At 59.3% G+C, this 22,523-nt stretch carries 22 protein-coding genes; 13 read left to right on the plus strand and 9 right to left on the minus strand.

The genetic code is table 11. The features are described 5' to 3' along the window. Positions 1-77: 77 nt before the first annotated feature. From SHIM_RS18465 to SHIM_RS20640, 3 genes are all read right to left on the minus strand, one after another. Positions 78-1,244: a tetratricopeptide repeat protein gene (locus tag SHIM_RS18465; RefSeq protein ID WP_054004174.1), complete on the minus strand. Its 1,167-nt coding sequence runs from the start codon at positions 1,242-1,244 to the stop codon at positions 78-80. After that, the gene (locus SHIM_RS18470) at positions 1,241-2,776 is read right to left on the minus strand and encodes a tetratricopeptide repeat protein (RefSeq protein ID WP_054004175.1); all 1,536 of its coding nucleotides are present in this window, start codon (positions 2,774-2,776) and stop codon (positions 1,241-1,243) included. The genes SHIM_RS18465 and SHIM_RS18470 overlap by 4 nt, the downstream gene beginning before the upstream one ends. A 105-nt stretch (positions 2,777-2,881) precedes the next feature. Beyond that, positions 2,882-3,667: a prepilin peptidase gene (locus tag SHIM_RS20640; protein ID WP_054004176.1), complete on the minus strand. Its 786-nt coding sequence runs from the start codon at positions 3,665-3,667 to the stop codon at positions 2,882-2,884. 100 nt (positions 3,668-3,767) lie between these two features. Here SHIM_RS20640 and gspG point away from each other — a divergent pair, with 100 nt between their 5' ends. Genes gspG through gspM form a run of 7 tightly spaced genes read left to right on the plus strand, consistent with a single transcriptional unit; the run spans position 3,768 to position 8,269 of the window. Continuing rightward, positions 3,768-4,232 (plus strand): type II secretion system major pseudopilin GspG, encoded by a 465-nt coding sequence (gene gspG / locus SHIM_RS18480; RefSeq protein ID WP_054004177.1) that lies wholly within the window; start codon positions 3,768-3,770, stop codon positions 4,230-4,232. Then, on the plus strand, positions 4,229-4,690 hold the full coding sequence (locus SHIM_RS18485) for a prepilin-type N-terminal cleavage/methylation domain-containing protein (protein WP_054004178.1): 462 nt from the start codon (positions 4,229-4,231) through the stop codon (positions 4,688-4,690). Before gspG ends, SHIM_RS18485 begins: the two co-directional genes overlap by 4 nt. Beyond that, positions 4,675-5,082, plus strand: a complete 408-nt coding sequence (locus SHIM_RS18490) for a prepilin-type N-terminal cleavage/methylation domain-containing protein (RefSeq protein ID WP_054004179.1) — start codon at positions 4,675-4,677, stop codon at positions 5,080-5,082. Before SHIM_RS18485 ends, SHIM_RS18490 begins: the two co-directional genes overlap by 16 nt. Then, on the plus strand, positions 5,079-5,744 hold the full coding sequence (locus SHIM_RS18495; RefSeq protein ID WP_054004180.1) for a type II secretion system protein GspJ: 666 nt from the start codon (positions 5,079-5,081) through the stop codon (positions 5,742-5,744). Before SHIM_RS18490 ends, SHIM_RS18495 begins: the two co-directional genes overlap by 4 nt. Then, positions 5,741-6,655, plus strand: coding sequence for a type II secretion system minor pseudopilin GspK (gene gspK / locus SHIM_RS18500; RefSeq protein WP_054004181.1), 915 nt, complete (start codon positions 5,741-5,743; stop codon positions 6,653-6,655). Before SHIM_RS18495 ends, gspK begins: the two co-directional genes overlap by 4 nt. 13 nt (positions 6,656-6,668) lie before the next feature. Next, entirely contained in the window at positions 6,669-7,781 is a 1,113-nt protein-coding gene (gene gspL / locus SHIM_RS18505; RefSeq protein ID WP_054004182.1) for a type II secretion system protein GspL, read from the plus strand. Next, entirely contained in the window at positions 7,778-8,269 is a 492-nt protein-coding gene (gspM, locus tag SHIM_RS18510; protein ID WP_054004183.1) for a type II secretion system protein GspM, read from the plus strand. The genes gspL and gspM overlap by 4 nt, the downstream gene beginning before the upstream one ends. 30 nt (positions 8,270-8,299) lie before the next feature. Here gspM and SHIM_RS18515 read toward each other — a convergent pair whose 3' ends face one another. Continuing rightward, entirely contained in the window at positions 8,300-8,833 is a 534-nt protein-coding gene (locus tag SHIM_RS18515; RefSeq protein ID WP_054004184.1) for a hypothetical protein, read from the minus strand. Between the two features lie 139 nt (positions 8,834-8,972). Here SHIM_RS18515 and SHIM_RS18520 point away from each other — a divergent pair, with 139 nt between their 5' ends. From SHIM_RS18520 to SHIM_RS18535, 4 genes are all read left to right on the plus strand, one after another. Next, positions 8,973-9,461: a type II secretion system protein N gene (locus tag SHIM_RS18520; RefSeq protein ID WP_054004185.1), complete on the plus strand. Its 489-nt coding sequence runs from the start codon at positions 8,973-8,975 to the stop codon at positions 9,459-9,461. A 242-nt stretch (positions 9,462-9,703) separates the two neighbouring features. Then, entirely contained in the window at positions 9,704-11,644 is a 1,941-nt protein-coding gene (locus tag SHIM_RS18525) for a secretin N-terminal domain-containing protein (protein ID WP_054004186.1), read from the plus strand. Beyond that, on the plus strand, positions 11,586-13,109 hold the full coding sequence (locus SHIM_RS18530; RefSeq protein WP_082358474.1) for a GspE/PulE family protein: 1,524 nt from the start codon (positions 11,586-11,588) through the stop codon (positions 13,107-13,109). The genes SHIM_RS18525 and SHIM_RS18530 overlap by 59 nt, the downstream gene beginning before the upstream one ends. After that, positions 13,106-14,320, plus strand: coding sequence for a type II secretion system F family protein (locus tag SHIM_RS18535; RefSeq protein WP_054004187.1), 1,215 nt, complete (start codon positions 13,106-13,108; stop codon positions 14,318-14,320). The genes SHIM_RS18530 and SHIM_RS18535 overlap by 4 nt, the downstream gene beginning before the upstream one ends. An 18-nt stretch (positions 14,321-14,338) precedes the next feature. Here SHIM_RS18535 and SHIM_RS18540 read toward each other — a convergent pair whose 3' ends face one another. Further along, positions 14,339-15,760: a mannose-1-phosphate guanylyltransferase/mannose-6-phosphate isomerase gene (locus SHIM_RS18540; RefSeq protein ID WP_054004427.1), complete on the minus strand. Its 1,422-nt coding sequence runs from the start codon at positions 15,758-15,760 to the stop codon at positions 14,339-14,341. Positions 15,761-16,124: 364 nt separating this feature from the next. Here SHIM_RS18540 and SHIM_RS18545 point away from each other — a divergent pair, with 364 nt between their 5' ends. Next, positions 16,125-16,727 carry a sugar transferase gene (locus SHIM_RS18545; protein WP_054004188.1) on the plus strand — a complete coding sequence of 201 codons (603 nt, stop codon included), beginning with the start codon at positions 16,125-16,127 and terminating at the stop codon, positions 16,725-16,727. A 141-nt stretch (positions 16,728-16,868) separates the two neighbouring features. On the opposite strand, the gene SHIM_RS18550 is transcribed toward SHIM_RS18545, so the two are convergent. Both SHIM_RS18550 and SHIM_RS18555 read right to left on the minus strand, forming a co-directional pair. After that, positions 16,869-17,567 (minus strand): ABC transporter ATP-binding protein, encoded by a 699-nt coding sequence (locus SHIM_RS18550; RefSeq protein WP_054004189.1) that lies wholly within the window; start codon positions 17,565-17,567, stop codon positions 16,869-16,871. After that, complete coding sequence (locus tag SHIM_RS18555; RefSeq protein WP_241488927.1) at positions 17,564-18,631, minus strand: sugar transporter; 1,068 nt, start codon at positions 18,629-18,631, stop codon at positions 17,564-17,566. Before SHIM_RS18555 ends, SHIM_RS18550 begins: the two co-directional genes overlap by 4 nt. Positions 18,632-19,053: 422 nt before the next feature. Between SHIM_RS18555 and SHIM_RS18560 the strand changes: the two genes are divergently transcribed. After that, positions 19,054-19,851 carry an ABC transporter permease gene (locus SHIM_RS18560; RefSeq protein WP_054004190.1) on the plus strand — a complete coding sequence of 266 codons (798 nt, stop codon included), beginning with the start codon at positions 19,054-19,056 and terminating at the stop codon, positions 19,849-19,851. On the opposite strand, the gene SHIM_RS18565 is transcribed toward SHIM_RS18560, so the two are convergent. Both SHIM_RS18565 and SHIM_RS18570 read right to left on the minus strand, forming a co-directional pair. After that, positions 19,842-21,086 (minus strand): glycosyltransferase, encoded by a 1,245-nt coding sequence (locus tag SHIM_RS18565; RefSeq protein ID WP_054004191.1) that lies wholly within the window; start codon positions 21,084-21,086, stop codon positions 19,842-19,844. The two genes, SHIM_RS18560 and SHIM_RS18565, sit on opposite strands and share 10 nt — an antisense overlap. After that, entirely contained in the window at positions 21,083-22,408 is a 1,326-nt protein-coding gene (locus SHIM_RS18570) for a glycosyltransferase (protein ID WP_054004192.1), read from the minus strand. The genes SHIM_RS18565 and SHIM_RS18570 overlap by 4 nt, the downstream gene beginning before the upstream one ends. Positions 22,409-22,523 lie beyond the last annotated feature (115 nt).

Raw genomic sequence — 22,523 nt, forward strand, 5'->3', positions numbered from 1 at the left:
GCTTAGCCAGACACTAACGGGTACAAGGTGCAATATTAACCCATTTTTAACCAATTTTGCAACTTTTTGCCCCTGCGTCACCTTTGGTCGATCCCGGGCCAGCGCGCGGCAGCAGCGGTTTGCGCGTCAAACAATTGCGACGGGGACAATTCAAGACCCAGACCAGCCGCCAATTCACCGGCTTCCGGCATGCCCCCAGCCATCGCCAACGTGACCCACATTTGCCCCAAAACATAATCCTGCAAAACACCCCGCCCCAGAAAATGCAGACGTGCGAGATTGACCATCGACGGCACATGGCCTTTTTCTGCAGCTTTGGTAAACCAGCGCGCAGCGGCGGTCATATTGCCATCTTCCATCAACAGCCAACCAGCCAGAAACTGTGCCACCGGATCCCCCGCCTCAGCTTGCACCAAAAGATCTGGCAGCAGTGCTGCACGCGTTTGAGTATCTTCCGGCAGCACCATCAGACGCGGGTCATAGATACCTGCAACACGGCCACCTTCAATGCCGCGCCCGCCACGGCGATACCACATCGCGGCGGTCTCATCGCTTTGCGGCACACCAAACCCGTTGTCATAAAGCACGCCTAGGTTGGTCATCGCTTGCTTCAAACCCTGCTCCGCCGCCGCAGTAAAAAGCTCTGCCGCTTTGGCATAGTCCTGCGTAACCCCATCGCCCCGCACATACAGCAAACCCAGATTATTAAGAGCCCGCGCATGGCCGGACTCCGCAGGCCACTCATACAATTTCCGCGCCCGCGCAAAATCCTGCGCAACGCCATTGCCATGCTGATATAACACCGCAAGGTTGACGGCTGCATCGGTGTTGCCAGACTCCGCCGCCTGCAAATACAAAGCCGCGGCTTCTTCCGCCTGACCCGTTGCCTCCAACGCTTTTGCCAGATCAAAAACAAAGCCCGCGTCGCCACTTTCTGCCGCCGCCCGCAACCACGCTATGGCGTCTTCCGCTTTGCTTTCCCCACCCCGCGCCAATCCGGAAAACAGGTATTTCCCCATCTGATTTTGCGCCCCGGCGTGACCCATTTCGGCCGCTTGCAGATAAAGCTCCGCGGCCCGACCATGGTTTTGCGGCACCTCGATGCCTTCGTGAAACCGGTTGGCGTCGCTAAAAGCCGCTTCGGCTTGCGTGGTGTCCTGTGCCAACACCGCCACCCCGCCCAGCGCCAACCCCAAGCTAAGGAAAATCCCGCTCCAGCTACGCCGCAAAAGCCGCAGCGTCATTGATCCGAACCTCTTACGGGGTTCTCCGGCTGAAACGCACGCGCCGCCGCCTGCGCGGCCTGAATTTGCTCTGGCGTCATCAAATCGGTCAACACATCACGGCTTTGGCCGGCCTGGCGATGTCCCTGCGCCGCAGACAAGTTCAACCACATATGTGCCGCCTCGAAATCCTGCGCCACGCCCACGCCGGTGCTAAAGGCTTCTCCCAGCTGAAACTGCGCCACAGCATTGCCCTGACGCGCGGCTTTCGTAATCAGCGCCACACCTTCATCGGCACGCGCCGCATCATTCAGCAACAGCGCGCCAAGGGCTGTCGTTGCCGGACCAACGCCAGCCTCAGAAGCCCGCTCCAACCATTTCAATGCAGCCTCGTCGCCATCCATCGCAGCGGCTGCCACCACCGCGACCATGTCATGGGGCGTCGTCAGCCCATCCAGGTCACCACCAACCGCCAGGCGCACCAAAGCGGCCTGCGAAGGCACATGCCCCTCTTGAGCAGCTGTCTGATACAAGCCCACGGCACGGCTCAGATCGGCCTCTACCCCGCGTCCTGCCTCCAAAAAGGCCGCCTGCATGCCAATCGCGCGCAACAAGCCGGTGTCCGCGGCGCTTTCAAAATACGACATTGCCTTGGCATCGTCGCGCTCAACAATCCGACCGGTCCCATAAAGCACCCCCAGATTATACAACGCTCCCGGCTCACCGCCTTCCGCAGCCTTGGTCAACCACATCAGGGCAGCGTCATTGTCTTGATACACACCCTCACCCTGAAGGTATTTCGTGCCAATAATGCGCATCGACAGGATGTGTCCGCCTTCGGCTGCACGCCGATACCAATTCAGCGCCTCATTGCGGTTCTGACTGGCGCCTTTGCCGGTTTCCAGCGCGTTGGCGAGGAAAAACTGCGCATCAACATGCCCGTCACCTGCAGACCGCTCTAGCCAATGCAAAGCTTTTTCCGTGTCCAATTCCGTGCCTGCGCCGCGCGAATACGCTCTGCTCAGGGAATACGCGGCCTCGACATGTCCCAGTTCTGCTGCGGCGCGATACCAGACAAAGGCATCCCGTTCGCTCTGGGCAACGCCGTCACCAGCCTCATAAAGCAACGCCAGATAATACTGTGCTTCCTGATCTCCCCGGGTGGCGCTGTCCTGCAACAGCTTCGCGGCGCGTTCCGGATCGCGCTCCACGTCACCACCGCTCAAAAAGACGCGCGCCAGCAAAGTGTTGGCAGGTGTATAATCTGCCTCAACCGCGCGCTCCAACCAGATGGCAGCCTCCGGCGCATCCACGGGTCCGGCTCGCGGATCCAAAAGAATACGGGCATAGCGATACATCACATTGCCAGCCGGTTCCGTTTCCGCCAAATGCTTTAGCCCTTCCCGCGCGGCGACAAAATCCTGACTGCGATACGCGGCTTCAACCTCCTCCATCGACGCCGGCACCGGCGTGGAGTCTGCGGTTTCTTGGGCCATGGCTCCGCTTGAAATCAAAGCGGTTACGGCGATTGCAAAAGCAAAAATGCGGGTCATTAAACCTCTAAGTCCATTGTAAAAAAACCGTCCACCATCCTCTGGCGCGTCTGTCCGGAGAATGCCTTCAGCCATTGCCCGCGTCCAGAACAGATTGCGCAAGCATCAAAGCGCCAACATCCGCGCCAGCCACAACAATCCTCCCGCCAACGCCAAAGCAGCACCAAACGGCAAGGCAGTGGTCGCAACAAGCGACCGCCCCGTCGCTCGCGCCGCACCTGCTCCGGCAAGTGCCAAAAGCGCAGCGATCAGTACCAACAGCGGTAAATCTATCGGTCCCGAAAGCGCGCCGAGTCCCGCCATTAGCTTGACGTCGCCCAACCCCAGCCCTTCGCGCCCTCTCACCCGCCAATACGCCCAGCGCAGGATCGCAAAGCTCAGCACGCCAAGCCCCGCCCCCAACAACGCTTGCAAAGGATCGCCTGATGGCACCAGCAGCGCACGCAACAAAGCCACGCCCAACAATGCGCCAGTCAACACATCCGGCAGCCGCATCCACCGCAGGTCTGCCGCAAACAACGCTAGCAGCACCCACAACAGCGCCACATCCACCACCAACACCGAAACAGGCCACCCATACGGCCAAAGCGCGACACCCAAACCCGCCAAGCCCAGCGCCGCCACTTCCATCGCAAGCAACCACTGCGGCACCTTGGCGCCACAGTGCCGGCATCGCCCACGATTGACGACAAACGACGCCACAGGCACCAAATCTCGCCACGTCAGCGCCTTTTCGCAGCTTCGACACCGTGACCGCGCCATCATCACGTCTTCGCCGCGCGGCAGGCGATCTACCAAAACCGCGAGAAAAGACCCCACCGCAGGCGACAAGACAATCAGCAACACGGCGATCGTAATTTCATCAATCAAGGTGGCATCTGTCTGAAACATAGCGAAGTTCTACGCACCAAGCACACGTTTGCCAATTGCCAGCATGCCGTGCCCCCGCCTATGATGCCGCCAACACCCGGTGGGACGAGTAGGGCAGACCATGCACACAGACACTCAGCGCAGCACGCGCGGCGACAGCACCTCCGACGCTGGTTTCTCGCTTTTGGAACTGATGGTTGTGGTGGTGATCCTGTCGGTTCTGGCTTTGGTGATTGTGCCACGCGTTATCGATCGCCCTGATCAGGCCCGCGCCGCCCGTGCACAGGCCGACATCGCCGCCATCGCCAGTGCGATAAACCTCTACCGGCTCGACAACTTCCGCTACCCTACCACCGAACAGGGCCTCGCAGCGCTTGTGACCGCGCCCGTGACCGATCCCGTGCCACAAAACTGGGCAACCGGCGGCTATATGGACCGGTTGCCTGTTGATCCGTGGGGCACACCATACCAATACCTCTCCCCCGGTGTGCACGGCGACTTCGACATTATCTCGTATGGCGCTGACGGCGTGCCCGGCGGCAGCGGTGCGGAGGCTGACATCGGGTCCTGGGCCCAAGGCCAGTGAGACCCGCCGCCGACACCGGCGTCACCCTGATAGAACTGCTTGTGGTGGTCGCAGTCATGTCGGTCTTGGCCGTAGGTATTTCCCTGCCTCTGCGCAAGGACACCGCCGGCGCACCGGCAGATGCCGCCAGATTTACCTCCTTGATTGACCGCAGCCAAACGCTCGCGATCCACGGCCAAACCCGCCGCGGTCTGCGAGTGACCCCCAAAGGGGTGTCGTTGATGCAGCAAACGTCGGAAGGGTGGGAAACCTCGGAAAACACCATCCGCTGGCGGGGTCGCGCCAGCTTTCTCGCGACGGGACCTGCGGCCACCAGCAGGCCGCTGGGTGCGCCCGACATCACCTTCCTGCCAAACGGCCAAACCAGCGCTTATGAAATGCGCTTTTTCGGTCGCGGCACCGGATACACACTTTGCCAAAGCGATGGGTGGACAGGGGTGACATGCGCCACAAACTAGACCCTAACACAGGCAAAATCGCACCAAACAGCGATACCGGCATGACCCTACTGGAGCTTGTTGTCGCTATCTTTGTGATGGCAATCGGCACTTTGGCAGTGCTGGCTGCGGTGGACCAATCCGGTGTCAGTATCGGCCAGGAACGCGTCCGTTTATTGGCCGGTCTGGTGGCCGAAAACCGCGCTGAAGCCCTGCGGCTGCCCACCGGCGGCGCACTGCCATCCGAGGTCACAATGGGCGGCCTAAGGTTTTCTGTCACCCAAGAATTGCGCGGCACAGCCGGTGGTTTCACCGAGGCCATCATACGGACGCAGCTAAACGAAGGTGACGGCGGTCCCAGCGCGCTGCGCGTCACTTGGCTTGCCGCCCCCGGCGCGGGTCCCGGCAGATGAGCGCGACCCCCAAAGACCTCCGCGACCATGGTCTGTCGCTGCTGGAACTGGTCGTCGCCATGGCGTTGTTTGCGCTGGTCGCGGTGATGGGGCTGCAATTGCTCACCGGCACACTGCGGATGCGGGACCGGCTTGAGACCACCGCCACCGAAACCGCCGAACTCTCACGCGCCCTCGCCTTGTTGCGCGCCGATTTATCCGCCGCAGTGCCGCTGCTGTTTCAGCCCCCCGACGCCGGCGCGCCACGCTCTGCCTTGATCTCCACGCCGGACGGGTTTCATCTTTCAACGACCGGCCAGCCGGACTTACCGCCCATCGAGGCCCTCGGCTTTCACCGGATCGAATGGCGGGTGACCCCGGATGGCACGCTTACCCGCCGCCTCTGGCCAGTGTTGTCCCCGGCCTCGGCGACCGCACAATCGCCGGAAATCCCTGTATTTACTGACGTGACCGGCCTCTCGCTGCGCAGTTTCTGGTCCGGGCAAGGCTGGGTCTCGGGCACCGCCGATCCGGCGCCCACAGTAGCCGCGACGCCTGCGCAGGACTCCGACCGCGGCCCAATTGCGACCAACAGCTATACCGACCAATTACCAGTGGCCGTCGAAATCACCCTGCAAACCCGTGCCCACGGGACGCTGGTAGTGTTGGAGGTGCTGCAATGACCGCGCCGCGTGGATTTGTGCTGCTGAACGCCCTCATTCTTGTGGGGGCGCTGGCCGCCGTTGCTGTGCTGCTTCTGGCGCGGGCGGGCGAAGGGCAGGCCCGCCGCCTCGCTGATCAGGACACCGCCCGTTTGCGCCTGACGCTCGACGGTGGCGAAGCCATGATGCGCACTGCCCTGATGCGTGACACGCGCAGCGCGGACCACACTGGCGAACTCTGGGCGCGCGCGCTGCGCGATGTACCGCTCGATCTTGGGGCACTTTCGGTGGATCCCGTCGACTTGCAGGGGCGGTTCAACGTCAATTGGCTCACCAATCCCGAAGAAGTCGCCAGCCGCGCCGCTTTTGCCCGCCTGCTACAACGCCTTGGCGTGCCCGCCTCCCGTGGCGAAGACATCACCCGTTTTCTAACGCCAAACAGCGCGCCGGATGTATTTGGCAAACGCGTGCCGCCAATTGCGCCCGCTGGTGGCCCGATCCTGATGATTGACCAACTGCGTATGCTGCCCAGTTTGCGAGACACCGAATTTGACCGCCTCGCTCCTTTCATCTCCGCCCTGCCCGGAGACAGCCAACTCAACGTCAACACAGCGTCGGCCGACGTGTTGGACGCCGTCCTGCCCGGCGTCAGCCGCGCCGCCTGGAGCAAACTGATATCTGACCGCACCCGAGATCCCTTCACTTCAGTCGAGAATTTCCAAACCCGCCTTGGGGCGATCGGCGGCTTTGAGACCGCCGGAGAAATTGACGAAGACCGCTTCAGCGTGAGGTCCGACTGGTTTGAGGCCCGCCTGACAGCAACCGCCAATTCTGACGGCAGTGGCCGCAAAGCGACACGCATCACTGTCTTTGAACGTCGCACGCTTCCGCTTGGGCCCCGCGTGGCCTATCGTCTGACCCAACAGCCCTGAGACAGGAAACGGCATGACACAATCGGGTGACACACCCACTCTCGGCCCCGAAGGGGTGGCGCTGGTGCCCGGAGAGCTGATCCCGGTACTGCCGCTGGATCTTCCCGCAAATCTGCGCGGCAGCACCCGAGAGCAAGTCGCCCGTAGGCAACTGTGTGACAGCGCCGCATTAGACCCTAATACGGCGCAAATTCGCCCTTTTTTGCTTGGCGGCCGTGGTGAGAGCTGGTCCCACGCATTGGTCGCTAACCGCGCCGATATCGCCGCATGGATCAAGGCGGCCCCGACCAACTGCCGTGCTGTTCTGCCCGATTATCTCGCTTTGCCGGTCGAGCCCGATCTCTGGAGCTTACGCCATGATGTCGACAGCAACAGAATCTTGGCCCGTCTCGGACTAAACGACGGGTTTGCCGCTGATCCCGGTTTGGCCCGTCTGCTGCTGGAACGCGCGTTGGAAATTGGTCCAGCCCCCAAATCCATACTCTGGCAAGGGCCGGAAATTGCGGCGCTCACTGATCTTTTTGACGCTGCCGGACTGCCGATCACACAAGAGGCCGGCCGCGCCAAATCCTTTGACCATGGCGAACTTGCGCTTGATCTGCGCCGCGATCCTTTTGCCACACGCGCCCGCCTGCGCCGCTCGGTTTTGCCGTGGCGTTGGCCTGCGTTGGTGGCGCTGCTGGCCGCTGGCGTTTGGGCCACCGCCCAAACCATAGCAATCGACGCACTGACAACCGAAAAACGCGCCGTTCAGGCCCGCACGCTTGAAACTGTCCGCACCAACTTTGTGCCCAGCGGTCCTATTCTGGACGTGCGCGCCCAAGTCAGCCGCGCGCTTGCTCAAACCCGATCCGCTGCCCTCAATACCGAAGACGGCTTGCCGCCTCTTACCCTGTTTGCTGCCACGGTGGACGTCATCTCGGCGCCGGACATCACTCCTGAACGGGTGGAATTCCGATCTGAAGACGGGTTGCGCCTGTTGCTCGAAGTCGCCGACTTCGCCGCCTCCGAGGCGCTGGTCAGCGCGTTGCGCGACAGCGGTCTGGGCGTCGAAGTGATACGGTCTGAGGCGGGTGGCGACCGGGACGGGGTGACGCTGGAATTGCAACTGGAGGATGGCACGTGACCGACCGGTTGATCGATATGCTCGGGCGTCTTTCGGGCCGCGAACGCGCGTTGCTCGGCCTGTTGCTTGGGCTGGTTCTGCCTTTGGCGCTTCGGTTGGCATGGCTCGCGCCGCTGCTCGACGCCCGCGCCGATGCGTTGCGCACCCTACACGAGGCCCGCGCATTAGAGGTTTGGGTCACTGACCGCGCCGCCGAACACGCGCTTTTGTCCGCCGAAACACCCGACAATGCCCCACCGCCAATCGGCGCGTCGGGTGTCGAACAGCGGCTGATCGACGCCAATTTGCGCACCGCGCTGTCCGCCTTGTCAGATCCGGGTGACGGCACGCTGGTGCTGCGCTTTGACACTGTTGGGTTCACGCCGCTGATTTTGTGGCTGTCCGCAAGCGAGCCGGTGTGGGGCTATGAAATCCCCAGCTTCCGGTTTGAGCGCACTGATACACCAGGCATCATTGCGGCCGATTTGACGCTCAGCCCGCGCCAATAGCCGGACACTTTAGTATTGAAGAAACAGTCTCTAACCCAGCGACTTCAGCCGCAATTGGCTGTCTTTCAACCGGCTTGCCAACGCGCCAACGGGATCAAGGTCAGGGCTGGTTTTAATCGCTTCGCCAAGCGCAGATTGCGCGGTTGAGAAGTGACTGCGCGCCGCCACCCGGTCGTCAGCTTGCGCCGCCGCGCGGCCCAGTTCGTGCTCCGCCGTCCCCAACACCGCCAGACCGGCTGCCCGCTCGGCCCCTTCGCTGCCCTGCGACAAGAACCGCGCCTGCTTGCTGGCCTCGGCATAATCGCCGCCGCGCAACAAGCTGTGCGCGTATTCAAGCCGGACACGACTCTCAAGCGGTCCCGCTGTCTCCACCAACTGTGCATAGATCCGGTTTGCCCGATCATAATTTCCGGTTTCCAACGCCCCGCGCGCCGCCTCGTAACGAGACCGGAAACTGCCATTGTCGGAAAAGCTTCCGCCAAAGTTGCCATCCCCGCCGCACCCGACGACGAGACTCAGGCACACGCCGGTCAAAGCGGTTCTGAAAATTGATACTGCCTGCATCACATGCTCTTTATATTCTTTGCAAAAACCCTACCATGAAGCGCGCGCCCGCGTCCACAATCTCGAAAGGTCTTCCGCAGCCAATGCCCATGTGTTCCGCCATCCTCCTTCTGGCCTTTTCAAGCTCTGTGCTGGTGACATGCGTCTGATTGCGGCACTTGCCACGCTTGGCGCGCTGGCCGCGCTGGCCTTTGCAGCGGTAGAACTGCAAGCCGCACTGACCGCCCCTGTGCCTGCTGCGTCCGTGCAAGCGAGCGCCACCACAACCGAACCACAGGTCGCGCGGTCCGAACCGCAACCGCCGCGCCGCTGGCCTGCGGTCTTTGGCATCGCGGTCAAGGAAGAGCCCCAGCCACCCGCACCACCAACTCCTGCCAGCGAACCGCAGCCGCCAGCCCCGCCTGCGCCACCAATCGAAAGCTTGGGATACACGCTCAAGGGCATGGTGCGCTCCGGCTCAGACGACGGCCGTGGCGACTGGGCCATCGTCAGCCACCCCACCGGTGACCGCCTGTTGCGTGTCGGAGATTTGTTAACCGAAGGGGTGACCGTTGCCGAAATCACCGAAGAAGGTCTCTGGGTAGACCGCGACGGCGAACGTGCGCTCTTGGGGTTTGTGGAAGAGTAGGCAAAGCCCACCACTGAGGGGATTTGGCCACAGGCACGCGATGACCGAGACCCTGTGGGGGATTTCCTTAACGACAAACCGACCAGTTTGCGGTAAGCTGCCCGAAAATAACGCCAAAAATGGCGATTTATCATGAGGCACGGGCAGAGCACCCCGCGATACAGACCCTTTTGACTCTGGCATATCTGCCGGTCATCACCCTGTGCGCGCGGATTTCTTGCCCAAAAAGGGCGGACAGATAGATGTTCAGACTCCCAATTCGCACGCTGGCTTTGGCCTTTGCTTTGGCCTTGACGCAAATGACCCTGACAGCACCGCCCGCTTCCGCGCAGGTCGAACTGGACTTGCGCGACGCCGACCTGCGCAGCTTTGTTCAAATCGTGTCCGAAGCCACCAACCGTAATTTTGTTCTGGACCCACAAGTGCGTGGCACAGTGACCGTTCTCGCCCCGCAAGGTCTCGCACCAGATGCGCTTTACGAAGTCTTCCTCAGCGTTCTGGAACTCAACCGCCTGACGGTGGTCGACGGCGGCGCAGTGACCCGCATTGTGCCTATGAATGTCGCACGAGAACTTGCTGATGGCTCAGCACTTCCAACCGACAGCGCCGGGTATGAAACCCGCGTGATTAAGATCAACCACGCCTCGCTGGACGAAGTCATCACAGTGATCCGCCCGCTCTTGCCTTCTGAGGCGGTGATCACGCCTGTGCCGGGCGCAGGGCTGTTGATCCTGTCCGATCGTGGCAAGAACCACCGCCGCATCTCCAACCTGATCGCCCGTTTGGACCAACCGCGCGAAGACACCATCGAGTTGATCCGCCTCAACAATGCCAACGCGGCCGAAATGGTCGGCGTAATCGAGGGCATGGGCCTGCTGCGTGGCGGCGCGACAATTTCCGTTGACCGCCGTTCCAACGCGCTGATTGTGTCCGGCTCCGACGACGTGCGCCACACCATCCGCGCGCTCGCCACCAAACTGGACCAACGCGGCACTGTCACCGTCAGCAGCGTCCAACAGCTCAACTATGCCGATGCCTCGGCTCTGGCCGACGTCGTTTTGCGCAGCTTTTCCGATCAAACCGATCAAGGGCAGCTTGTCCGCGTGGTGCCCGAACCTCAGACCAACGCTCTTCTGATCACCGCCCCGCGCGATGTCATGACAGACATCACCGCTATGGTGCGCCACCTCGACCGCCGCCCGACCCAAGTGCTTGTCGAAGCAGTGATTTTTGAACTTTCCGTCGAAGGCTATTCCGATCTCACAAGCCAGTTTGCAGGCGTGATCAACAATGCCATCGTCGGCGGCGTACAATTCTCCCTAGAGGGCCGCCCCAGCCTCACCAGCCTGATTTCGGCAGCCGTCAACGGCGACGTCGTGAACCCGGGCGACGGCGGCATCATCGGTGGCGGAAATCAAAGCGGGGACAACGCGTTTTTCGGATTCATTTCGGCGCTGGCCTCCACCAGCTCGGTGCGACTGCTGTCGACCCCGTCGATCATGACGCTCAACAACCAAGAAGCCGAAATTGTCGTGGCTCAAAACGTGCCGTTTGTCACCGGCACCTACACGTCGACCGGCACGTCCTCCAATCCGGAAAACCCGTTCCAGACCATCGAGCGCCGCGATGTGGGTCTGACTTTGAACGTCACACCACAGATCAACGCCGATAAAACCGTGCGCCTTTTGATCAAGCAGGAGGTCTCCAACCTCACCCGTCAGGCCTCCGCCGCCGGTGGCGAAATCACCGCGCGACGGGCGCTGTCGACCACCGTTCTGGTGCGAGACGGCAATGTGATCATGCTCGGTGGCCTGCTGGAAAACGAAAGCGGCGCCACCTCGCAAAAGGTGCCCGGCTTGTCCAATATCCCGCTGGTCGGCGGCTTGTTCCGGGGCAAAAACGCCACCAAGAACCAAAGCGTTCTGCTGGTCATGTTGCGCCCCCGCGTCATCAGCACCGAGGCCGAAGGCCAGCGCATCACCAAAAAGGCTGCCAAAGACGCCCGAAAGGCCAGCCTTGCTTTGCAACCCGCAGACAGTCATCTTTACCCCAACACGCCCAATGCAAGCTTTCCGTTTGATGGCGCGGATTTGAACCAACCATTTGACGCGGGATTCCTCGACGATGTCGCCCAAAGCCGAAACCTCCCGCCGCTCCCCACCCGCCTCACCTTCAAAAACTGACGGGCAGGACAGCACCAGCGCGGCCGCGCTGCCGTTTTCCTTTGCGCGTGATCATCAGGTCGCGCGCGACGGCGACGCACTGTTGGTTGGACCCCGGGCCACGTCGCTTGGCCTGCGCGAGGCACGTCGCCGCGCCGCTGGTCCATTTGACATCACACACCTTGGGCAAGACGCCTTTGAACGCGCGTTGGAACGGCTCTATCAGTCGACAAACGCAGGCGCGGCTCCCGACGACGGCCTCTCCTTTGATCTCGAAGACAACACCGGCACCACCCGCCAACGCGACCTGTTGGAAGACGCCGAAGACGCGCCGGTGATCCAACTGGTCAACCAGCTTTTGCGCCGCGCCGTTCTGGCTCGCGCATCGGATTTGCATCTTGAACCCTCTGAATCCGGTCTGCGTGTGCGCATGCGCATCGACGGGTTTTTGCAAACCATCATGGAGCGCGACGACGTGCCGGTGCGCCGCGTAGTCAGTCGCCTCAAGGTCATGGCCGGACTGGACATCGCCGAAACCCGATTGCCGCAAGATGGCCGCATCCCTCTGCGCCTCGGTGGGCGGCTGATCGACACCCGCGTCAGCTCCCTTCCCGGCAACTACGGCGAACGCATTGTGTTGCGGATTTTGGACCGATCCACCGGCCTGATGGATCTTGATGCGCTGGGCCTCGTAACCGATCAAGTGGCGCTGTTGGAGCGCCTTTCGGCTCTGCCAAACGGCATCATCCTAGCCACCGGCCCAACCGGATCGGGCAAAACCACAACACTCTATTCGCTGCTTAAGCTCACCAACCACGACAATCGCAACATCGTCACCGTCGAAGATCCCGTTGAATACGACCTGCCCGGCGTGAACCAGTCTCAGGTCAACGCTGAAATTGGCATGAGTTTTGCTGCCGGCCTGCGCGCAACACTGCGGCAAGACCCCGACGTGATTCTTGTGGGCGAAATCCGCGACACCGAAACCGCCTCTGTGGCCGCGCAGGCCTCCCTCACGGGCCACTTGGTCTTTTCCTCTCTGCACGCCAACTCCTCCATCGGCGCCATCATCCGCCTGCGTGATCTTGGGTTGGACGACTTCCTGATCTCCGCCACTTTGCGCGGCGTGATTGCCCAGCGCCTTTTGCGACGTCTCTGCGGCGAATGCTCCGAACCCGAGACGCCCACCGCAGCTGAGGCCGAACACTTCACCCGCCACAACATCGCCGTGCCTAACGTGATCCATGCACCCAAGGGCTGCGCTTCCTGCAACACCTCTGGCTACGCTGGCCGTGTCGGTATCTTCGAGATGACCGAAGTCGACGACACCTTACGCGCCGCCATCGACGGTGGCGCGTCTGAGATGGAACTGACACGTCTGGGCCTGAGCGAGGAAAAAACCCTCATTGGCCAAGCACTCCTGCAGGTGGCCGCTGGCAAAACCTCCCTCGCCGAAGCTCTGCGAGTCGTGGGCGACGGCGCATGAGACCGTTTTCTTACACCGCATTTGACGCCGAAGGTGCGCGCACCAAGGGACTGATTCTCGCCGACACCGAAGCCGACGCCTCCGCCCGCCTGCGGGCTCAGGGCCTGTTTGTGTCCGACCTCACGGCGTCCCGTAAACGCCCCTCGTTTGGAAACGGCCTGCGCCGCACCGCGCGCCTGAATTCAGACCTGCAAGCGGTATTCACCCGCCAGATGGCCGTGCTCCTCAGTGCCGACATGCCCGTGGAATCCGCGCTCGAAGCGATCCGCACCTCCGGCGATGGCACTGCCCTTGCAACCGTGGCCACCCGCGCCCGTGCCAGCCTGATGCAGGGCGGCACGCTCGCGGAATCTCTGGAAGAGGCCGGTGCAGGATTTCCCGCTTATGTCACCGCCGCCATTCACGCCGGTGAAGGCGCCGGAGAACTGGCCACCGTTTTCGAAGAACTCGCCCGCCATCTGGAAAGCCTTGGCAGCGAACGCGCCGAAATCGTCAGCGCACTGGTTTATCCGGCTTTTGTCGCGGCTGTATCCTTTCTGGTCTGCGCCATCCTGATGGTGAATGTCGCCCCCGAAATCGTCGCAATGTTCGAAATCTCGGGCCAGCCTTTGCCGCCGCTGACCCGCCGCGTGCTGGCCGTCAGCGACTGGATTCGCGATAACATTACGGGCGTATCTATCGCCCTCGTCGCGCTCGCTGTGCTGATCGTGCTGTCCAACCGCGTGCCAGCCATGCGCGCAGTGCGCGACCGCTTTTTGTTACGCTTGCCACTCATCGGCCGCTTGATGCGCCGCGCCGCAGCGGTGCAATACCTGCGCACGCTGGCGTTGGTACTCGCCAGCCGCCAAACCGTACCGGTCGCTGTTGAAAATGCCGCCCGTGTTCTGGACATCGCGCAGTTCCGTGCCGAGGCGGACTCCGTGCAGACAGCCCTGCAAGAAGGCGCAAGCCTGTCAGACGCGCTTGACCGCTTGTCGATCATCCCTCCTGTGGCCCGACAACTGGTTGGCGCTGGCGAGATGTCCGCTCGATTGGCCCCGATGGCCGAACGCAGCGCCATTCTGGTGGAAAGCGACCTGACGTCCGAGCGCAAACGCATCGCGGCCCTGCTTGAGCCGATGTTGATGATGCTTGTCGGCGCTTTTGTTTTGCTGGTTGTGCTGGCCGTACTTCTGCCGATCTTTGATCTGCAAGCGGTGGTGGCGGGCTGACACTTCCACTCCGATCCCCTACCCTCGAGCGTACAGGTCCTCATAGCGGACGATATCATCCTCACCCAGATAAGTGCCGGTTTGCACTTCAATCAGAACCATCGCCACCTTGCCGGGGTTCTCCATCCGGTGCGTCGCGCCCAGCGGGATATAGATCGACTCGTTTTCACTCACCAGTTTGACCTCATCATCCACCGTCACCTTCGCAGTGCCTTCGACAACAATCCAATGCTCGGACCGGTGGTGATGGCTTTGCAAACTCAACGCCGCACCGGGGTCCACATGAATGCGTTTCACTTGGAACCGATCTCCGATCACAAGACTTTCAAACCAGCCCCACGGCCGGTGATCCTTAGGGAACGCCGTCGCCTGACGCGCGGTCTTGGCCTTTAACGCGCTGACTGCGCGCTTAACCTCTTGTGCCCGTGATACGTCTGCCACCAGAACTGCATCCGGCATCGCCACAGCAATCAGGTTTTTCACACCCAGCCCCACAAGCTCCAACCCGTCGTCCTCGGACCGCAACAACGTGTTTTCACAATCAATCGCCGTCGCCGCACCGTGGATCACAACACCCTGCGCGTCCGGACCACTGTCGCGCCAAACCGCGTCCCAGCCGCCAAGATCGGACCACGCCGCGCCAAACGGCACCACCATTAGATTGTCGGCCTTTTCCATCACCGCATAGTCGATCGACACATCCTCGGCGCCGTCCCACGCCTCAGGATCTAGCCGCAGAAACCCGAGGTCAGGCTTTCCGCTGTCCACCGCTGCGCGCACCGGCGCCATCAGGTTGGGCGCGTGGGTTTCAAACGCAGAAATGATGGTTTTCGCTGTGAACAGGAAAATGCCCGCGTTCCACAAATAGGTGCCAGCAGCCAACATCTCCGCCGCCCGATCCGCGTCAGGTTTTTCCACAAACCGCGACAGCGCCACAGGTCGCGCGGCAAAATCGCCGGGATCTTCCACTAATTCCAAATAGCCATAGCCGGTCTCGGCCCGCGTCGGCTTGATGCCAAAGGTCACAATCTGCCCATCCCGCGCCGCTGGCACGCCCGCCGCCGCCGCAGCCCGAAACGCCGCGGCGTCAGGCACCTCATGATCGGACGGCGCCACCAGCAGCAACCCGTTCTCATCGGTCTTGGCCTGCCACATCGCCGCTGCCAAAACCGCAGGCGCTGTATTGCGCCCCGCCGGTTCAATCAGGATTGCGCTGGGATCGATCCCGACACCGGCCAACTGCTCGGTCACGATGAACCGAAAATCCGAATTGGTCAGAACCATGGGCGCTGCGAAATCCGCACCGCTCAATCGCTCAGCTGAGCGTTGAAACAGCGATGTTTCCCCCAATAGTGGCGAAAACTGCTTGGGGTAACTCTTGCGACTCAACGGCCAAAGTCGGGTGCCGGACCCGCCAGAAAGAAGTACAGGGGTGATCAAGTCAGTGGTCGTCAAAGCAAATCCTACTCAAAAAGCCGCGGGAAACGATCAGAGCTTCTCCATCAATTTATCGTTTGGCCTTATCCATCAGTGACTAAGTTGTTGCACAGCCGAAAGTATTTTGACCGGACTTCTTCGGGATGGCTCAAAAATGGTCCGTTTTGTGTGCCTCATCGGGCACAAAAAAGCAACGAACCGCTGGGAATGTGCAAGTCCATGGGCAAGACCGGTTTTCGCGAAAACCCCACCTGCGTTAGGCCAAAAAATCGGGTCCCTGACCGACCTCCCCCTAAAAGCCGTCTGTGATGCAGCGCACCCAAGGAACTGGTTTGCAAAAACCGACAAGAGAGTGGACTGTGCACCCATGACGCCTTTCAAACGCCTGATCGATATTCTCTCTGCCCTGTTTCTCGGGTTGGTTTTATCACCAATCATCATCTGGGTTACGCTGCTTGTTCTGATCCGCGACGGACGCCCCATATTTTTTGTAAGCGAACGGATGAAGACCCCTGAAAAAGGCTTCGGTCTGGTGAAGTTTCGCACCATGCGCCTTGGCAGCGATGACGGAATGGCCACCGGCGGCGACAAGTCGTCACGCGTCACCGAGACAGGCGCGTTTTTGCGGGCCAAACGGCTGGACGAGTTGCCGCAACTCTGGAACCTGTTTCTAGGGCACGTGTCGTTGGTTGGACCGCGTCCGCCACTGCGCCGGTATGTAGAACAGTTCCCCGATATCTATCGCGAAGTACTCAAGGCACGGCCCGGAATCACCGGACTGGCGTCACTTGTTTATCACCGGCACGAAGCTCTGCTGCTGGACCGTTGCGAAACTGCCGAGGAGACCGACCGCATCTATTGCCGCGCCTGCGTGCCGCGCAAGGCAGAACTGGACGTGATCTATCGGGACAATCACAATGTCTGTTGGGATTTTTCGATCATGTTTCAGACTGTTTTTGGCCGCCGCTGACCGTTGCACTGCGCGCGCTGGGCTAACTTGTGAGTTTGTGAATGTCGCACCTACGCAATACCGACGTGATACAGTCGATATGCAGTTAGCGGATTTTGGCCGTTTCGACCCGTTAACTTTTGCGTCTCGCAGCGCAACGCTTCACCCCTGCACAGCCTGCTGTTTGTGGTTTTTGTTCTTGGTCCCTCGGGCAAGATTGTTCTGATAGTGATCGATCGCATCATCGACATTTTTGTGATATGTCAGATGCCCATTTTCCAGAACAGCCCCCTCGGTACATAGCTTTTTGATCGAACGCATCGAGTGTGAAACCATCACCATTCCGCTGTGTTGCAAGCGCTCAAAAAAGACCTCTTCGCTCTTTTGTTTGAACGTCGCATCCCCGACCGACGTGACTTCGTCAACCAAATAGGTGTCGAAGTGAATTCCCATTGAAAGGCCAAACGCCAGACGGGACTTCATGCCTGATGAATAGCTGCGCACTGGCAAATAGAAGTGTTGTCCAAGTTCCGCAAATTCCTTAACGGACTCAACAAGTTCGTCGCTATCAACGCCATAGACTCGCGCCACGAATCTGGTGTTTTGCAAGCCGGTCAGCTGCGGGTGCGCGCAGCCCGCAAACCCCACCGGCCAGGAAATTGTTCCACTCGACAACACCCGCCCGCTGTCCGGAGACATGGTCCCAGCAATCATCTTCATCAAGCTGGATTTACCCGCGCCGTTGCGGCCCAGAATAGCCACCGCAGTGCGCGATGGAAGTGTGGCGTTCACGTTGAGCGCGACAACCTTACTGCGCCCATTCATATGATAGGTTTTGCAAAGGTCCTCAATTTTGATCATCGGCGATCCCGCAAAGAATAGTACACGAGGCACAAGATCATGAAGCTCAGCGTTAACGCGCCAAATGCAAGCGCACTGATCAGAAACCGTTGTGGATATTCGGCCGACTGCGCCAGCGTGGGGTCTTGGTAGGCCGCCACATAGCGCGACTTGCGTTGTGCCTCAGCCAATGCTGAATCGTAGGCCGCCAGCGCTGAAAGGTAACTGCTGTTGGCAAATTCTAGTTCAACCGCAAGCTCCTCGTATTCGCCTACGAGCCGGGAGTAGGTGTCGTCCTCACTTTCCGTCTCGCTGCCAAAGCGGTTGCGCTCTTCGGAAATGCGCTCTTCGATGACTTGGACTTTGCGCTCACCTTGAGTGATGCGCGGGTCACCTGAACGCGCGGTCTGACGCACCATATCTAACTCAATCAATGCCATCGCCAGTTGGGTTTGCAGGTTGTTGAGCAACCCGAGATGGCCCTGCGTGTCCGCCAGCGGATCCACAATCTGGGTGCGCGCCCGGAACGTATTGATAGCTTGCCGCGCCTCTTTCAGGCGCTCGATTGTACGATCCAACACCTCGCGTGCATACCGTGTGGTGTCCTCCCGCGCGATTGCAGTCAACTCATTGATGATGCTGGTGCTTTCGCTCACGATATGCTGTGCGATGCGTTGCGCATCTTCGGGTGTGAACGCGACGACGCGCAGCTCCAAAAGCCCGCTTCGGGTGTCATAGTAAACCTTCACCACCCGGCGCCAATAGGCCTGTATGTCCTCAATGGTGCCATTCGGAGGCATGCCAAAAAGAGGGTCATCAGGGTTTTCATAAATGCTGGCGAGGTCCAAGTCCCGGTTCACAGCCTCGACCATTTGACGGGAACTGATGAATTTATAAAGAATTTCAGTGTCGCTGGTGCTACTGCTGGACAGATCGGTAATGCCACCGAGAATATCTATGCCTGAGCTAACCTCTTCTGACCGCACGGTGAAGCCGACGTAGGACGCGTACTGGTCATGCGCGACCCAATAGAGATAGCCCACCACACCCGCGAGCGGCGCCACAACCCAAAGCAGAAAAAACAAGGCCAGCTTGAAATGCCGGCGACGGAGGCGGGCTGGACTTGCGACGGGCTGGGCAGTTGGCGGCGGACTTTGCCGCTGACCTGCGCTCTGCTGGCCTTGTCTTTGTTGTCCTTGCTTTTGCTGACCCCGTCTCTGGTTTGGGCCTTTTTGTTGACCAGCGTTGCGACCCTGGCCCTTGCGGGCGGGTGGCTTTGTATCTTGATCATCCGCCGACATGTTGCGCTGCTCCGCGTTTTTTCTGTCTGTCGCTGACTGGACAGCCGCACCGTCGGGCTTCTCTGAGCCCGGCTTTGCTTGTTCCTGTTGGGAACTCGGCGAGGTGGTCGTCTTGGTCAAAACTCGCTCTCTCGTTTACTCGAAACCTAAAGTGCATTACATCGGAGCTATAGCATGTGACAGTTAGAAAGCCAGCACTCCTCGCCATGCCACAGACTGAATTTACCGCTCTAAAGCCACGCTCTTTCCGCACTTTGCGTACTCTTTGCGCACTGATGCTGCGCGAGATGTCGACCACTTACGGTCGAACACCTTTTGGGTATTTGTGGGCTATCCTACAACCTGCTGCCGGCGTTTTGTTGCTGACGCTTATCTTCTCTCTCGCCTTGAGACAGCCTGATCTCGGGACAAACTTTCCACTATTTTATGCGTCGGGCCTGCTTCCGCTTTTGGCCTTTCTGGATATCTCCGGCAAACTGTCAAAAGCACTGGAATTCTCCAGAGCATTGCTCGCATTCCCGGCGGTTTCTTATCTTGATGCTATCCTCGCACGCCTTTTTTTGAATACGCTTACGCAGTTGCTCGTGTTTATCGTCGTGGTCGGCTTAATTGCCTTGCTCTATGGGCTAAATCTGCAAATCAACTACAGTCAAATGTTGATTTCATGGCTACTTCTGCTTGGCTTGTCAGCCGGCATCGGAACGTTGAATTGCTACCTTTTCATGCGATTTCCGACTTGGGAACGGGTTTGGGGTGTTCTCACCCGCCCTTTGCTGTTCCTGTCGTGTGTGTTTTACTTGTTCGAGTCGGTTCCACCGCCTTACAACTCCTACCTGTGGTACAACCCTATTATTCACGTCACAGGACAGATGAGGCGCAGCATATACTTCAACTACGACGCGTCATTTGTATCACCACTCTTCGTTTCAATTCTCTCGATCGTCACGCTTTTGCTCGGACTTCTGCTACTTCACCGAACGTCCCGCGACCTTCTTTACCGGTGATCCGACTCAGAAATCAGGTCGTTTAGGCACTCCGCCATTTCGGCTGCCTGCTTGCTGAATCCTGTCACCTCGATTGGCGACTGAAGGGCATGATTGCGTTCTAGCGCGTCTTCGAGATGCGGCAGAAGCTCTTCCGGTCCGTCGCCGATCTGTAGCAACCGGTCAGGGTCAACGGCAGCATGTTCGATGGTGCCCCCACTGTCGGTCTGAATCACCTGAATGCCGCGGGCCAAAGCCTCGCGAATGGTCAACCCAAAGGTTTCTTTCCATTGGGACATAAACAGGAGGACATCAATTTTGGCATAAAAATCATCAATTTCTGCCTGATTATAACGGGGATGAACCTGCCAATTTCCCTTCATTTTGGAATAGTCCGCATCCCGCCACCAGCTGCCGTCCATACTGCCGTCGACCAAATACCCGTCAAAATCTTCGCGGGAGATTTCGGAAAACGCATTTTGAATGATTGGCCACCCCTTGATGTGAGAGGGCCCCCCTACAAAACCAAAGGCGACACGGCCGCCGCTGACGTCACGGCGCTCGGTCTGAGCCTTGAAGAAACCTTCGGAGGGCTCGGTCACGCCGTTTTGCCAAACAATCGTCTTTTTCCCTTCGAGCCCCGACTTAACACTCAGGTCATGGGCAAACCGGCTGGGAAATGTGACCACATCTGCAACGGCCGCGGCCGCTTTTAGGCGCCCAACGCGACTTCGGGCACGTTCGAAATCGTCCACGCACCCACGGCAGCCCTCAATCTGGATGGGATCCTGCCCGCAGTATCGTCCATCCATCCTGATCATGAATTGACGCTCGCATAGCCACCAGAAATCGTGCGTCGACAGAACCATAGGAATCTTGTGACGCTTGATCATCGGCAAAATTCCGGCGCCGAGATCTTGAAGACAATGCATATGGACCGCGTCTGGCCCAATTCTGCGCAAGAGACGTTCCACAACCTCGGTCACTTGAGGGTTGTCGTAAGTTTCGGCATAATTTCGGTGAAACGGCAGATTGATGACGTAGTTCACGATGCCCGCTTGTTCGGTTTTTAGCACCGAATAGGGTGGCAGCCCATCCTGACTGGTGACCGAGATCGCGCTGACCCTGAAGCCGTGCTCACTCTGCAAACGCCGCGCAACTTGTTCTGCTACCACCGTCGCACCGCCATAGGTGAAAGGCGCAAAAAAGACATTGATCACAAGTATATGGGGCGGTTTCGCAGCGATCTTGGTCATTCCTGCACCCAACGAATTATCTCGGGATCAACTACGGGCGCATCAAGACGCGCGCTCCACCGACTCTCAAGGAGCTGACGCGCCTGACGCCCCATTTCCTTGGTGCGGACTTGGTCTGATGCCATTTGATCAAGCGCGTCAGCCCAACTTGCACCCTTTGGCATCACACGCCCTGTCAGTCCGTCTTCGACAACTTCAGCCATATCGCTGACAGATCCGACAATACTGGGAACACCCACGGACGCTGCATCAATAACACGAACTGCACTTTTGCAGCGGTTGAAGATGTCGTCTGTCAGCGGCATCACAGCACAATCAACAGAGGCCAACGTTTCCAGATAGGTTTCGTAGTCGCTGAATGGATGGGTTTCGACCTGATCTCGAAGGCCTTCGGGCAGAAGTTTTAGGTTGAAGTGTCCCAAAATGACCAACTTGCGGTCCGCGCCGCCCGCCAGAAACGCGGTGACATCGTCAACAATCAAGTTGAAGTCGATTTCATGGCCCTGTGACCCACTGGCAAAAGCAACGCGGAACCCTTCCTTACCGGGCGGGGTCGGGGTTTTCATTGCGCGCGCGCCAGCTTGCAAAGCTTGGGTGTCAGCGAAATTGCGACGTACATGAACCGGGCGATTGGAATACAGCTCCGCATGAGCTTTCATTCCTGGAGTAGACACCGACAACATGTCCGCGCTGTTCATGACATCCAAGTACTTTGGCGCCTCGTTCATGAAGTGTTTTTTTTGCCAAGCTGGCAAAGCCTTCATGTTTTCATAGGTGCCGTATGCAGAGACGGAAAACAGTGGGTCGTCGAGATCATACAGTATCGGCAACCGCAAACGCCGCGCTTCATAACTAAGCATACTTGTGACTGGCGTCGTGCAAAGCCGGTAAAACATCACGTGCGTCGCATCTTGTAAAATGGCGGTCGACCGAGCAACATCTTCGTAATGCGAAAAACTATAGTCCACGTCGGCCAAACGCCAAATCTCATCCAGCTGTTCAACCCGGTATTTGCGGCATTGTGGCAAATTCAAATCGCCAATCATCGCCACTTTTCGGCGTCGGCTCAAAACTGCAGGGGCTTGAGAGATGTGAAATCCATCACGCTCAGCCAGATCAAGCCACACTGAGGCCAGATGTTCCGACGGAGGTCGATGACCCAGAGGCTCGCGGCGCCTGATCACAGACGTGATGCCACGCCCTGCCAGTCGGGCAGACACATATTGTCTTGTGCGGGCCAGCGCGCCGCGCAAACCTTCTTCGCGAACCGCCCGTGAAAAGCGCGCGAGTTTGTCGCGTTTGAAAAAATCTAACAAAATCATCACACGTTCCACAGAACTAGAAAGCCAATAATCACCTTATTAGCGTTGCCATCAAGATGTCGAAAGGCTGAATACAAAAGACATGAGCGTTTCAACCACCGGGTAGTCTAAGTTG

The sequence above is a fragment of the Shimia sp. SK013 genome (assembly GCF_001292625.1).
Lineage (GTDB): Bacteria > Pseudomonadota > Alphaproteobacteria > Rhodobacterales > Rhodobacteraceae > Shimia.